The following is a 12407-nucleotide window of genomic DNA, read 5'->3' on the forward strand; positions in this document are numbered from 1 at the left end:
AACCGGCACGGTCGACCTGTCGTCGAGGGCCGGGATCCGCGGAGCCTTCCCGAATCAACCGGGGCGCGTGTCCGCTGGCTCTGGTCTGCCCGAGCGGCTTGGCGCGCTGATGGCGACGGCGTGGTTTTCCGGTGGCCATCGTCTTGGAACTTCCCTGGAACTTCCCGGCGGGATGCGCGTTCCCGCCGGACTGTTCCCGGAGATTCCGATGGCCGCACGCCCGTTCTGGAAGGGATATCTCAAGCTATCCCTCGTCACCTGCCCGGTGGCGATGACGCCTGCGACCTCCGAAAGCGAGAAAGTGCGTTTCCACACGCTCAATCGGCGGACCGGAAACCGGATCGTCAGCCATTATATCGACGCCGTCAGCAAGAAGCCGGTGGACGAGCATGACCAGGTAAAGGGCTACCCGCGCGGGGAAGACGAGTATGTGCTGCTCGAAGATGAGGAGCTCGACGCCGTCGCCCTGGAGAGCACGCGCACCATCGACATCGACATGTTCGTGCCCGCCGACAGCATAGGCTGGATCTGGTACGATACGCCGCATTACCTCACGCCGGACGACCCGGTCGGGGAGGAAGCCTTCGCCGTCATCCGCGACGCCATGCGTTCAACCGAAATGGTCGGCATGTCGCGCCTGGTGCTCTATCGGCGCGAACGGGCGGTCATGCTGGAACCGCGGGACGAGGGTATCGTGCTGTGGACCCTGCGTTACGGCGACGAGGTGCGCAATCCGAGGGATTATTTCGCCACCATCGGCAGCCAGAAGGCAGAACCCAAACTGACGACGCTGGTGAAGTCGCTGATCGACGAGCGAACACGGCGCTGGGAGCCGACGATGGTCAGCGATCCCGTGCAGGACCGGCTGCTCGAGATCATCGCGGCCAAGAAGAAGGGCCGGAAGCGGCCGGCCAGAGCCAAGGCGGCGCAACCGGACGCACCGACCAACGTCATCAACATCATGGACGCCTTGCGGCGGAGCCTCTCGGCCGAGTCGAAAGTGGCCAAGCGGCGCTGAGTGGCGGCTCCGCCGTCCCGCTCCCGGGCGGCCTCGAGCCGCCGTACCTCAACCCGCCTTGCGCCGCGGCGAACGGGCCTTGGCCTTGCCGGGCGATGTCGTCTTGCGGGCCGCCGCCGTCTTCATGCCGGCGCTCTCGCGCAGAGCCGCCATCAGGTCCACCGTCTTCTCTCGCACGGGTTCCTTGCGGACCTCGATCTTGCGCCCTTCCAGCTTCGCCTTGACCAGATCGGCCAAGGCCGCCTCGTAGCGGTCGTCGAATGTCGAGGGATCGAATTTTCCTTTCTTCGTGCGGATGATGTGCTCGGCGAGTTCGAGCATCTCATCCTTGATCGCGATATCCGCGATGTCGGCGAACGCCTCCGCCGCGGACCGGATCTCGTAGTCGAAGTTCAGGGTCGTCGCCATCATCCCCTCGCCATAGGGCCGGATGAGGAGGGTGCGGACCCGCCGGAACAAGACCGTCTGCGCCAGCGCCGCCACCTTCTTCGCCCGCATGCCGTCGCGGATCAGCCTGAAGGCGTCCGCGGCGCCGCGGTCGGCCGGCGCCAGATAATAGGGCTTGTCGAAATAGACGTCGTCGATCTCGCGACAGGCGACGAAGGCCTCGACCGACAGGGTCTTGTCGCTGTGGGGAACCGCCGCGGCCACTTCCTCCGGCTCCAGGACGATATAATCTCCCGGGCCGGTCTCGTAGCCCTTGACCTGCTCGTCCCTTTCCACCGGCTCGCCGGTCTCGCCATCGACGAACTGGCGCTCGACCCGATGGCCGGTGGCTCGATTGATCGTGTGGAAGGCGATGCGCTCCGACGTCGAGGCGGCGGTATGGAGCGACACCTGGCAAATGACTTCACCGACCTTCAAAAACCCCTTCCAATTGGCTCTCGGCGCCAAGATGCGTCTCCAACGGGTTGCCTCGCAAACGTCTGCGCTCGCGTCCGGATTTTGTCATGCGGCTTCGATCCGGCGCCGGCGGGTATCGAACCCTGGAAGCGGAGCTTTGTTCCGCGGCACTGCCCAGACAACAGCTGGCCTCGATTTTCCACAAACGTTGTGCGCCGCCACAGACAATGCGGGCACCGCCCCCGAGGTTTCACGTCTGCGGCGATTGCAGGGGGATGTCCTCCTCCCCGCCATAGACGCCGCTGATCAGGTTCAGGCCGAGCAGCCGTTCGGAGGTGAGCCGATGCGTCTCGTCGCGGACCGGCGCGATGCGCCCGAGCCTGTCCGCCAGCTGCCGGCGATGCGCCGCCGCCGCGATCTCCGCCTCGTCCGCCGTGACGGCGGCGAAGCGGAGCGAAGATCCCGGCCTCGCCTGGGCGAGCTTCCACAGGTCCGGCCCGATCACCGTCGCGATCTTCGGATAGCCGCCGGTCGTCTGGCGGTCGGCGAGGAGAATGATCGGCCTGCCGTGGCCCGGCACCTGGATGCTGCCGTTCATGATGCCGTCCGAGACGATGTTGAAGCCGGCTTTGTGCTCGATCACCGCGCCCTCCAGCTGGCATCCCATGCGGTCGGTGCGGCTGGAGACGACATAAGGCGTCGTCAGGAAGGCCTCGAGGCCCGCCGGGGTGAAGGCATCGTCCTGCGGCCCGAGAAGGACGCGGATCGCGCCGTCCGGTTTCGGGCGGTCGTCCGGCGCCAGTTCGAGACCGGGGCCGGACGGCGCCGGCATCGAAAGGTCCAGGCGGTCGCCGGCGGCGAGCTGGCGTCCGTCGAGCCCGCCGACGCCCGAGCGCGAATGGGTGGAGCGGCTGCCGAGCACCGGCTCCAGCGCCAGCCCGCCCGCAATCGCCAGATAGCTGCGCATGCCGGACGGCGCCATGCCGAAGACGATGCGGTCTCCCCGCTTCACGTCGAAGGCGCGATAGGCGGATACCGCTTCGCCATTGACCGTGATCGGCGCCTCCGCGCCGGCGAGGGCGAGGCGGCATGCCTGCGCCTCGACGGTGAGGGCAGGCCCCTTGAGCGTGGTCTCGATGACGGCGGTCCCGGCCGGGTTGCCGACGAGCGTGTTGGCGATGCCCATGGCCGGCGCATCCATGGCGCCCGAAGCGGAAATGCCGAAGCGCTGGTAGCCGAAGCGGCCGAGATCCTGGACGGTGGAGAACAGGCCGCCATCGGTGACGAGAAGATGCTCAGCCATCGACGTCCTCCGGGCGCGCCACGAGTTCGCCGGCCAAGGCGGCAGCGCGCAGCTGCCCGTACAGCGATTCGGATATCGGCTCGAAGCGGATGGTGTCGCCGGGCTGAAACAGGAAGGGACGCTGCGTGCGCGTCGGATCGTAGGAATGCGCGGGCGTGCGCCCGATGAGCTGCCAGCCGCTGGGAATTTCGAGCGGCGGGCCGACGGCGGTCTGCTGGCCGCCGATCGAAATGCTGCGCGAGGGTATCTTCATGCGCGGATCGGTGCGCCGGCTGGTATGGATCGCTGCCGGCAATCCGCCGAGATAGGCGAAGCCGGGGGCAAACCCGATCATGTAGACGCGATAGTCCGCGCCGGCATGCAAAGCGACGACCTCGTCCTGCGTCATGCCGTGCAGTCCGGCGACGACACCGAGGTCGATGCCGGCTTCCCCGCCATAGAGTACCGGCACGTGCCAGCGCGTGTGGCGGCCGGCGGGGGCGTGGGGCTGCGACCAGAGCTGCTCGACTTCGGCCATCAGGGTCTTGCGCGGCAGGACGACGGGGTCGAACAGGAGGAGAAGCGAGCGATAGGTCGGGATGATCTCGAGCAGGCCCGGTGGATTGCGCGCGGCAAGCCGGTCGCCGAGCGCGATGACCGCGATGTTGACGGTTTCGCTGATCTCGCTGCCGAACTCGACCGTCAATCCGCCGTCGCCGGCGTTGAGGAAGCGCGGCACGAGCGTGGCCGGGTGATGCGACGTCATGGCGTTCCGGAACTCCGCGGCCGGCGATGGCCGGATATTGTCTCGCGCAGGGCCTTGGTCCAATAGCAGGCAACGCAATCAGGAAGGCCTCGACGATGACGACGATCGATATCAATTGCGACATGGGCGAGAGCTTCGGTGCCTACACCATCGGCGCCGACGCCGAATTGCTGCGCATCGTCAGTTCCGCCAACATCGCCTGCGGCTTCCATGCGGGCGATCCCAACGTCATGGACGCCACGCTGCGGCTCGCCGCCGAGAACGGCGTCGCCGCCGGAGCCCATCCCGGCTTCATGGACCTCTACGGCTTCGGGCGCCGCCAGATCCGCGGCGAGAGCCCGGCCGATATCGAGCGGCAGATCATCTACCAGATCGGCGCGCTCCAGGCGCTCGCCCGTGCCGCCGGGAGCCGGCTCGCCCATGTCAAGTCGCACGGATCGCTCGGCAACATGGCGGCGGAGGATCCCGACCTCGCTATGGCCTATGCCCGCGCCGTCAAGGCCGCCGACCCCGACCTCATCCTGGTGGTGATGCCGGGCGCCGAGACGGAAAAGGCGGGCGAGCGCCTCGGCCTGCGGATGGCGCGCGAGATCTATGCCGATCGCGCCTATGCGGAGAACGGCAACCTCGTCTCGCGCAAGCTGCCGGGGGCCGTCATCCACGATCCCGAACACGCGGCGAGCCGGGTGATCGAGATGGTGAAGAGCCAGTCGATCATCACCGTCTCGGGCGAACGGCGTCAGGCGAGGATCGACAGCGTGTGCGTGCACGGCGACACGCCGGGTGCACCGGCGGTGGCAGCGCTGGTGCGCCGGCGCCTCGAGGAAGCCGGCATCGCCATCGCGCCGATGGCCCAAGTGATCGAGACGGCCGTCTGAGCTCACGGCTCACCGCCGAGCACGCGCGCCAGCAGGGTGGCGGCGGCGGCGAAGTCCTCCATCCGCATCGCCTCGTCCGGATTGTGGCTGCCGTTCTGGTTGCGGATGAAGATCATCGCCGCCGGCACGCCGGCATGGGCGAAGGTGGCGGCGTCGTGGCCGGCGCCGCTCGGCATGGTCAGCGTGGGGATGCCGGATGCCTGCGCCGCCGCCTCGATCGCGGCGCGCAGCCGCCGGTCCATGAGCGCCGGCGTGCTGCCGGTGCGGTCGCCGAACGCGAAGCGGACGCCGCGCCGCCGCTCGATCTCGCCCGCCGTCTCCATCAGAATCGCGTGCAGGCGGTCGAGCAGGTCCTGACGGTCGCTGCGGACGTCGAGGCAGAAGCGGACCTCTCCCGGCACCTTGCTGAAGGCATGCATGGAAGGATCGGTGGCGACCTCGCCGAAGGTGATGGTCAACTGGTCGCCGGCGGCGTCCATCGCCGCCCAGCGCCGGTCGAGTTCCATGGCGAGATCGGCGAACGCCATCACCGCGTCCTGCCGGTGGCCGCGCGGCACGGCGCCGGAATGGCCGTAATTGCCGAAGCAGACGCCGCGGCGATAGCGGAAGCTGCCGGTGATGCCGGTGACGAGGCCTACCGGAACGCCCTCCCCTTCCAGCCTCGGGCCCTGCTCGATATGGAGTTCGATGAAGCCGTGGATGGCGCCGGGACGAAGATGCGCCTGGCCGGCCCTCACCGCCTCCGGATCGAAGCCGAGAGCGGCCATATGCGCGGCGAGGCTGCGGCCGGTATCGACCCGCGGCAGATCGAGCGTCGCGGCGTCGAGGCGCCCGAAGGCGGCCCGGCTGCCGATATAGGAGACCGGAAACCAGGTGCTCTCCTCGGCGCGGATCGCCATCACGGTGATCGTGCGGCGCGGGGCGAGGCCCGCGCGCTTCAGGCCCGCGATAGCGGCGAGGCCGGCGAGGACGCCCGCCGCGCCGTCAAAATTGCCGCCATGCGGCACGGTGTCGAGATGGGAGCCGACGATCCATGGATGGAGCGCGGCATCGCTCCCCGCCAGCGTCATGTAGAGGTTGCCGGCGGCGTCCGTGGCGCAGGACAGGCCGAGCGCCTCGGCCTCGGCGCGGACGAGGCGATGAGCGCGCTCCTCGCCCTCGCCATAGGCGTCCCGGGTCATGCCCGGCCCGGTTTCGTTCATTGCCTCCAGAGCGGCGAACAGGCGGGTGGCCAGCGCGATGTCGGCTTGGGGTGCAATCGTCATGCGGCAACTCCCCGGCGAATGGACCAGGTGGTGGGATTGACCATGTGCGGCGGCCGGCGCCCCTGGACGACGTCGAGGACGCCCTGTGCGACGGCGATCGCCATGCGGCGCAGGCTGGCCTCCGTCGAGGCGGCGGAATGGGGCGTCAGCACGACATTGGGCAGCGCCAGCAGCGGATAGTCGGCCGGCATCGCCTCGCTGGCGAAGACGTCGAGCCCGGCGCCGGCGATGGTACCGGCGGCGAGCGCCTCTATCAAAGCGGGCTCGTCGATCACCGCGCCGCGCCCGGTGTTGATCAGGAAGGCCGAGCGGCGCATCAGCCCCAGTTCGCGCCGGCCGATCAGGCCGACGGTCTGCGCCGTCGCCGGCAGATGCAGGGAGACGACGTCGCTCGCCGCCAGCAATTCATCCAGCGTAGTGACCCTCTCGATGCCGGGAAGGCCGACATCGTCGCTGCGCCGCGACAGGGCAAGGACGCGCATGCCGAGCGCATGCGCCAGGGCAGCCGTGGCGCGGCCGATATTGCCCATGCCGACGATGCCGAAGGTCAGGCCCTGCAATTCGACCAGGCCGCCGCGGAACTTGAAGGCGAAGTCGCCCTGGCGGGTGGCCTGGTCGGAGGCGGGAATGCGCTTGGCCAGCGCAAACATCAGCGCGATTGCGTGCTCGGCGACGGACAGCGTGTTGGTGCCCGGCGTGTTGACGACGACGATGCCCGAGCGATCGGCATGAACGATGTCGACGGCGTCGGTGCCGACGCCATGCACGCCGACGACGCGCAGGCGCGGACAGGCGTCCATCTGCTGCGCCGTGAAGCCGGCGTTGCGGGTGATCGCGGCGACGCAGTCCGCCCAATCGGCAGGCTGCGCCTCCTGGGGCGTGAACGGGCGCAAGCCCGCCTCCCGCAGGAGCGCCGGTCCGGCGTCATGGATCGGCTGGACGATCAGGCAGCTTTCCATGGCGACGTCCAAATCAGGTGTTGCATAAACATTCCAATTGAATTCTAGTGGTATACCAACGGTAGGCAAGAGGCTGGCGATCACAAATCGCACATGCCGGACGTTTCAGTGCCCGAGGAGCCGATGGTAAGCCGCTTTCGAGATGATTCCACCCTGGACTGCCGCGAAGCCGTGGATTTGCGGCTGTGAGCGTTTCCCTCGGTGAGACGGCGGACCTCCGCCTGAAAGCTTCGCACGGCCTCGCGATCTCCCTGCGGCGGGGAGAGAGGCTGCGCATCGAGAATCTGTTCGGCACGCAGGTCGTGGACACCTGGCTCCTGGCCGGCGACGACCCGTTCGAGCATTCCTCGATGGACCATACGCGATCGGTCAACAGCAACATCTTCCTGGAAAAGGAAATGGTGGTGGCCAGCAGCCTGAGGCGGCCGATGGCGAGGCTGGTGGAGGATACCTCACCCGGCCGGCACGACACGCTGCTGTGCCCCTGCAATGCGGCCATCTATCGCGAATTGCGCTGCGAGGGCTATCATCGCAGCTGCACCGACAATTTCCACGAGGCGCTCGGCGCCGTGGGCATCACCCTGCCGTTCACGCCGGCTTCGCTCAACCTGTTCATGAACGTGCCGGTCGCGGCCGACGGTTCGGTCGAGCGCGTGGCGCCGGCATCGAGGCCCGGCGACGCCGTCGTGCTGCAGGCCGAAATGGACGTGACCGTCGTGCTCTCGGCCTGTCCGCAGGATGTCACCCCGATCAACGGCACCGAACGAACGCCGCGTGATATCGGGCTCGCGATCCGGCCGGCTCGCGGAGCGCCGCTATGAACGTCCTGCCCGTCAATTCGCTCGACACGCCGCGCTTCTGCGGCGTCCCGACCTTCATGCGCCTGCCGCAGGCGACCTCGCTCCACGGCCTCGATGCCGCGGTGATCGGCCTGCCCTCCGATTCCGGCGCCCCCTTCCGCACCGGCGCCCGCTTCGGCCCGAATGCCGTGCGGGCGATGTCGGTCATGCTGCGGCCGATCAACCCCTATCGCGGCAACATCAACGTGTTCGAGAAGCTCGCCTGCGCCGATGTCGGCGACGCTTCGGTGGTGCCGGGCTATGAGGTGGAATCGCTGGATCGGATCGAGGAATCGGTCGCGGCCCTGGTGACGGCCGGCATCGTGCCCTTCGGCATCGGCGGCGACCATTCCATCACGCTGGCCGAGTTGCGGGCGGTTGCCGCCAGGCACGGGCCGCTGGCCCTCGTGCACTTCGATTCGCACAGCGACACCTGGGACAAATATTTCGGCGGCAAGGCCTACAGCGCCGGCACGCCGTTCCGCCGGGCGGTGGAAGAGGGCATCGTCACCCCCGGGCAGTCGATCCAGATCGGCCTGCGCGGCTCGCTCTTCCAGGCGACCGACATCAGCCAGTCGCTCGACCTCGGCTATGACGTCGTGACGACGGATGAGATTTTCGACATCGGCTTCAAGGCCCTGGCGGACCGTATCGCCGCCCGCACGGCGGGCCGGCCGGTCTTTCTCACCTTCGACATGGATTTCGTCGACCCGGCGGCGGCTCCCGCCGTGCAGACGCCGGAAGCGGGCGGCCCCTCGGCCCGCGAGACCCTCCAGATCCTGCGCCTGCTGCACGGGCTCGACCTCGTCGGCTGCGACGTGGTGGAGGCCAATCCGCTCTATGACGGCCCCGGCCAGATCACCGCGCTGCTGGCGGCCACTGTGCTGGCGGAACTGATGGCGCTGCTCGCATCGGTCCGCGGCTGAGGACAACCCCATGACGATGGCAAGCTACGCCGCCGACCTGCAGGAGGAAAAGGACCGCAGCCTCAGCCGGCTCGCCTATGATAGCGTGCTCGACATGCTGATCCGGCACGAATTGCCGCTGAACACGGTGCTGCACGAGCGGCGGCTGGCCGAGCGCCTCAATATTTCCCGCACACCGGTGCGCGAGGCGCTGAACCGGCTGGAAAGCGAGGGCTTCGTCTCGCGCATGCCGGGCCGCGTCCTCGTGGTGAAGAACCTCTCCACGCGCGAACTGATCGAGACCCTGCATGTGAGGGGCCTCCTGGAGGCGGAAGCCGCCGCCCTCGCGGCGGGACGCGTGCCCGCGGCGGAGCTCGATAGGCTGGAGGCCGATATCCGAGCCCTGCTGGCGACGCTGGAACCCAAGCCGGAAGACGATTGGGAGGTCGACAGCCGCGTGCACGGCACGATCACCCGCCATGGCGGCAATGCCCTGCTGGCGCGCCTCGTCGAAGGCTTTCGCGTCAAGACCCACATGTTCAATCTCAAACGCGTGCCGGAGCGCTTCGCCATCGGCCATCGCGAGCATCTCGCCATCATCGACGCCCTGCGCCGTGCGGACGGCCAGGCCGCCCGCAAGGGGATCGAAACCCACATCGAGAACGTCAAGCAGAGCGTCATCCAGGCGCTCAGCCAGATTTAGGGAAAACACATCATGGCTCCGACCAGGATCGACGCAAACACCAGCGGTGTCTACATCATCTCGCCCACGCCCTTCACCGACCAGGGCGAGATCGACTTCGCCAGCACCGACCGGATGATCGAGTTCTTCATCGAGAAGGGCGTGACGGGCCTCACCATCCTGGGCGTGCTCGGCGAAGCGCCGAAGCTCTCCTCGTCGGAGGCGCAGGCCTTCCTGAAGCATGTGATGCAGCGCGTGGCCGGCCGCAAGCCGGTGGTGGTGGGCGCCAGCAACCCCGGCACCGACAATCTCGTGCGCTTCGCCAAGGAGGCGATGGACCTCGGCGCCGCCGGGCTGATGATCGCCCCGCTCTCCGGCCTGAAGAACGACGACCAGGTCTATGCCTATTGGGAAGGCCTGTTCTCGCGCCTCGGCGCGGATGTCCCCGTCTGCTATCAGGATTATCCGCAGACGACGACGGTGTTCAGCTCGGTGGCGGTGCTCAACCGCATGATCGCCGACTTCCCGAATTTCGTCATGCTCAAGCATGAGGAAGGCTCCGGCCTGCCGAAGATCACCAAGCTGCGCGAGCATGCCGAGCAGGGCAAGGGGCGGCGCATCAGCATCCTCGTCGGCAATGGCGGCCTCTATCTGCCGCAGGAACTGCGCCGCGGCGTCGACGGCGCCATGACGGGCTTCGCCTATCCGGAGATGCTGGTCGGCGTCTGCGAGCATTTCGCGGCGGGCCGCCCCGAAGAGGGCGAGGACCTGTTCGACATCTATCTGCCGATCCTCCGGCACGAGCAGCAGGCCGGCTTCGGCCTCGCCATCCGCAAGGAGATCCTGCGCCGCCGCGGCGCCATGGCCTCCTCGGCGATCCGCCATCCCGGCCCGAAGCTCTCCGCCCGCGACCACCAGGAGCTCGACGAGCTGATGGCCCGCCTCGAGCGCAAGCTGAAGGGCTGACCGGAGCGCCGGCCTCTCCTGACGGGCGCTGATAAAGGCGATCTTTCGCCGACGGCGGTCAAAATACGGTCATTGCCGGGCCTGTCCCGGCAATCACGCCGGTCCGCTTGGCCGGCGCCCCTATGGGTGCCGCAGCATGTCGAGCGCGAGGCTCCGGTAGATGCCGGCCGCCGCCTCCAGTTCGGCGAGCGGCACGAACTCGTCGGGCTTGTGCGCGACGGCAAGGTCGCCCGGGCCGAGCACGATGCCCAGGGCGCCGATGGCGTTGAAATGCACGAGATCGCAGGCGCCGAGCAGGCCCTCGACCCCGCCCGGGGCGGCGCCATGCGCCTCCGCCTGCCGCAAGGCCGCCCGCACGAAGGCATTGTCCGCCGGCGTCTCGGTCGGCCCGCCCGTGGTCTCGCGCCATTCGACCACCTCGATCGCCGTGCCGTGCTCGCGATGCACCCGCGCGAACAGATCTTCCAGCCCGGCCCTGCAGGCCTGCGGCGTCTCGCCCGGGACCATGCGCCGGTCGAGCAGCATGTCGCAGCTGTCCGGCACGACATTGTCGGCCTGTCCCCCCGCGATCCGCGTCACGGTGAGGCTGGCAGGGCCGCAGAGCGGATGGGTGAACCGCGCGATCCGCGCGGCCTCGGCCTCGACCGCCGCCAGGAGATGCGCAGCCCCGAACACGGCGTTGACGCCGAGATGCGGCGCGCCCGAATGGGCGGTGCGGCCCCGCACGCGCACCAGCGGGCGCAGGCTTCCCTTATGGGCCGTCACCACCCTGTTCGAGGTCGGCTCGCCGATGACGGCATAATCGATAGGCGGTGCCGCGGCGGCGAAATGCTTGGCACCGGAACTCGACACCTCCTCGTCGCCGACGAAGACCAGCAGCAGCGTGCCGCTCCATGCCTCCCGCTGCCGGGCGAGCTGCAGGCCGGCCGTCATCATCGCGGCCAACGAGCCCTTGGCGTCGCAGGCGCCCCGCGCCTGGATACGGCCGTCCCGATACACCGCGCGGAACGGGTCGCTGCTCCATCCCTCGCCTGCCGGCACGACGTCGATATGGGTGTTGAGGGCGAAGACCGGCCCCTCCCCGTTCGACAGCCGCGCGACGATATTGGCGTGGTTGGGCCGATAATCCTGGTAGGCGACGGCGAAACCCGCTCCGGCGAGCACGTCGCCGATGAAGCGGGCGCAGGCGACGCCGTCGCCCGGCGGATTCTGGGTGTCGAAGGCGACGAGTCGTTCGAGCAGTCCCGCGGGTTGCATGCGCTCCGGTCCGGTTGAGAAGACGCGCCGCCTAGCGGCGGATCGTCAGCGACAGGTTCGGCAGCCCGTCGATCTCGGCAAGGATCTCGTCGCCCGGACGGATCGCACCGACCCCTTCCGGCGTGCCGGTGAAGCAGAGGTCGCCCGGCTGCAGGGCGATCGACTTCGAGATGATCGACAACGTCTCGGCGACGTTCCAGATCATGTCGGAGAGGTCGGATTCCTGCTTCACTTGCCCGTTGATGCTCAGCCGGATGGTGCCGCTGGCCGGATGGCCGATGTCGGAAGCGCGCCGCAGCGGGCCGCAGGGCGCCGAGCGGTCGAAGGCCTTGCCCCAGTCCCAGGGGCGGCCGGCCGCTTTGGCCTTGCCCTGCAGGTCGCGACGGGTGAGATCGATGCCGACGCCATAGCCGAAGACGATGTCGAGCGCCTGTTCGGGAGAAAGGTCGATGCCTTCCTTGCCGACGGCGACGACGAGCTCAACTTCGTGGTGCAGGTCGGAAGTGTCGGGCGGATAGGGAATGGTCGAGCCGCTGTCCACCACGGCGTCGCCCGGCTTGGAGAAGAAGAAGGGCGGCTCGCGGTCGGGATCGCCGCCCATCTCGCGGGCATGCGCCGCATAATTGCGGCCGACGCAAAAGATGCGGCGCACCGGGAAGCGCGCCGTCTCTCCATCGACGGCGACCGACGGAACGGCCGGCGGGGTGATAACGAATTCAGTCATGGAAACTCCTGGTCGGCCGAACG

General features: G+C 68.3%; 13 protein-coding genes. 6 read left to right on the forward strand and 7 right to left on the reverse strand.

Annotation, left to right across the window (positions count from 1 at the left end; genetic code table 11):
* The first annotated feature begins 208 nt into the window (after window positions 1-208).
* On the forward strand, window positions 209-1018 hold the full coding sequence (gene ku, locus J3R73_RS18255) for a non-homologous end joining protein Ku (RefSeq protein ID WP_307429885.1): 810 nt from the start codon (window positions 209-211) through the stop codon (window positions 1016-1018).
* A 48-nt stretch (window positions 1019-1066) separates the two neighbouring features.
* On the opposite strand, the gene ku (J3R73_RS18260) is transcribed toward ku (J3R73_RS18255), so the two are convergent.
* From ku (J3R73_RS18260) to pxpB, 3 genes are all read right to left on the reverse strand, one after another.
* Window positions 1067-1912 carry a non-homologous end joining protein Ku gene (gene ku, locus J3R73_RS18260; RefSeq protein WP_307429886.1) on the reverse strand — a complete coding sequence of 282 codons (846 nt, stop codon included), beginning with the start codon at window positions 1910-1912 and terminating at the stop codon, window positions 1067-1069.
* Between the two features lie 199 nt (window positions 1913-2111).
* Entirely contained in the window at window positions 2112-3164 is a 1053-nt protein-coding gene (locus J3R73_RS18265; protein WP_307429889.1) for a 5-oxoprolinase subunit C family protein, read from the reverse strand.
* A complete protein-coding gene (gene pxpB, locus J3R73_RS18270) occupies window positions 3157-3909 on the reverse strand; it encodes a 5-oxoprolinase subunit PxpB (protein WP_307429891.1) in 753 nt (250 codons plus the stop codon). The genes J3R73_RS18265 and pxpB overlap by 8 nt, the downstream gene beginning before the upstream one ends.
* A 95-nt stretch (window positions 3910-4004) precedes the next feature.
* Here pxpB and J3R73_RS18275 point away from each other — a divergent pair, with 95 nt between their 5' ends.
* Entirely contained in the window at window positions 4005-4787 is a 783-nt protein-coding gene (locus J3R73_RS18275) for a LamB/YcsF family protein (protein WP_307429894.1), read from the forward strand.
* A 2-nt stretch (window positions 4788-4789) separates the two neighbouring features.
* Here the strand turns inward: J3R73_RS18275 and J3R73_RS18280 are convergent, their stop codons facing one another.
* Window positions 4790-6052 (reverse strand): Zn-dependent hydrolase, encoded by a 1263-nt coding sequence (locus J3R73_RS18280; protein WP_307429897.1) that lies wholly within the window; start codon window positions 6050-6052, stop codon window positions 4790-4792.
* On the reverse strand, window positions 6049-7011 hold the full coding sequence (locus tag J3R73_RS18285; protein ID WP_307429901.1) for a hydroxyacid dehydrogenase: 963 nt from the start codon (window positions 7009-7011) through the stop codon (window positions 6049-6051). The genes J3R73_RS18280 and J3R73_RS18285 overlap by 4 nt, the downstream gene beginning before the upstream one ends.
* A gap of 185 nt (window positions 7012-7196) precedes the next feature.
* Here J3R73_RS18285 and J3R73_RS18290 point away from each other — a divergent pair, with 185 nt between their 5' ends.
* From J3R73_RS18290 to J3R73_RS18305, 4 genes are read left to right on the forward strand one after another with little or no spacing between them, the layout of a single operon-like run.
* Window positions 7197-7832, forward strand: coding sequence for a DUF1989 domain-containing protein (locus J3R73_RS18290; RefSeq protein ID WP_307429904.1), 636 nt, complete (start codon window positions 7197-7199; stop codon window positions 7830-7832).
* On the forward strand, window positions 7829-8776 hold the full coding sequence (locus J3R73_RS18295; RefSeq protein ID WP_307429907.1) for an agmatinase: 948 nt from the start codon (window positions 7829-7831) through the stop codon (window positions 8774-8776). Before J3R73_RS18290 ends, J3R73_RS18295 begins: the two co-directional genes overlap by 4 nt.
* Before the next feature lie 10 nt (window positions 8777-8786).
* Entirely contained in the window at window positions 8787-9458 is a 672-nt protein-coding gene (locus tag J3R73_RS18300) for a GntR family transcriptional regulator (RefSeq protein WP_307429910.1), read from the forward strand.
* 12 nt (window positions 9459-9470) lie between these two features.
* Window positions 9471-10403, forward strand: a complete 933-nt coding sequence (locus J3R73_RS18305) for a dihydrodipicolinate synthase family protein (RefSeq protein ID WP_307429912.1) — start codon at window positions 9471-9473, stop codon at window positions 10401-10403.
* A gap of 120 nt (window positions 10404-10523) precedes the next feature.
* On the opposite strand, the gene J3R73_RS18310 is transcribed toward J3R73_RS18305, so the two are convergent.
* Window positions 10524-11660 carry a M20 family metallopeptidase gene (locus J3R73_RS18310; RefSeq protein ID WP_307429915.1) on the reverse strand — a complete coding sequence of 379 codons (1137 nt, stop codon included), beginning with the start codon at window positions 11658-11660 and terminating at the stop codon, window positions 10524-10526.
* A 31-nt stretch (window positions 11661-11691) separates the two neighbouring features.
* Entirely contained in the window at window positions 11692-12384 is a 693-nt protein-coding gene (locus J3R73_RS18315) for a fumarylacetoacetate hydrolase family protein (RefSeq protein WP_307429918.1), read from the reverse strand.
* Between the last annotated feature and the right edge of the window lie 23 nt (window positions 12385-12407).

Source organism: Labrys monachus, from assembly GCF_030814655.1.
In the GTDB taxonomy this organism is placed as follows: Bacteria; Pseudomonadota; Alphaproteobacteria; order Rhizobiales; family Labraceae; genus Labrys; species Labrys monacha.

Bases quoted from the DNA above. Each gene is read 5' to 3' on its own strand.
- J3R73_RS18305 (WP_307429912.1), top strand. From the start codon at position 9,471: ATGGCTCCGACCAGGATCGACGCAAACACCAGCGGTGTCTACATCATC.
- J3R73_RS18310 (WP_307429915.1), bottom strand. From the start codon at position 11,660: ATGCAACCCGCGGGACTGCTCGAACGACTCGTCGCCTTCGACACCCAG.
- J3R73_RS18275 (WP_307429894.1), top strand. From the start codon at position 4,005: ATGACGACGATCGATATCAATTGCGACATGGGCGAGAGCTTCGGTGCC.
- pxpB (WP_307429891.1), bottom strand. From the start codon at position 3,909: ATGACGTCGCATCACCCGGCCACGCTCGTGCCGCGCTTCCTCAACGCC.
- J3R73_RS18285 (WP_307429901.1), bottom strand. From the start codon at position 7,011: ATGGAAAGCTGCCTGATCGTCCAGCCGATCCATGACGCCGGACCGGCG.
- J3R73_RS18295 (WP_307429907.1), top strand. From the start codon at position 7,829: ATGAACGTCCTGCCCGTCAATTCGCTCGACACGCCGCGCTTCTGCGGC.
- ku (WP_307429885.1), top strand. From the start codon at position 209: ATGGCCGCACGCCCGTTCTGGAAGGGATATCTCAAGCTATCCCTCGTC.
- J3R73_RS18300 (WP_307429910.1), top strand. From the start codon at position 8,787: ATGACGATGGCAAGCTACGCCGCCGACCTGCAGGAGGAAAAGGACCGC.
- J3R73_RS18280 (WP_307429897.1), bottom strand. From the start codon at position 6,052: ATGACGATTGCACCCCAAGCCGACATCGCGCTGGCCACCCGCCTGTTC.
- J3R73_RS18315 (WP_307429918.1), bottom strand. From the start codon at position 12,384: ATGACTGAATTCGTTATCACCCCGCCGGCCGTTCCGTCGGTCGCCGTC.
- J3R73_RS18265 (WP_307429889.1), bottom strand. From the start codon at position 3,164: ATGGCTGAGCATCTTCTCGTCACCGATGGCGGCCTGTTCTCCACCGTC.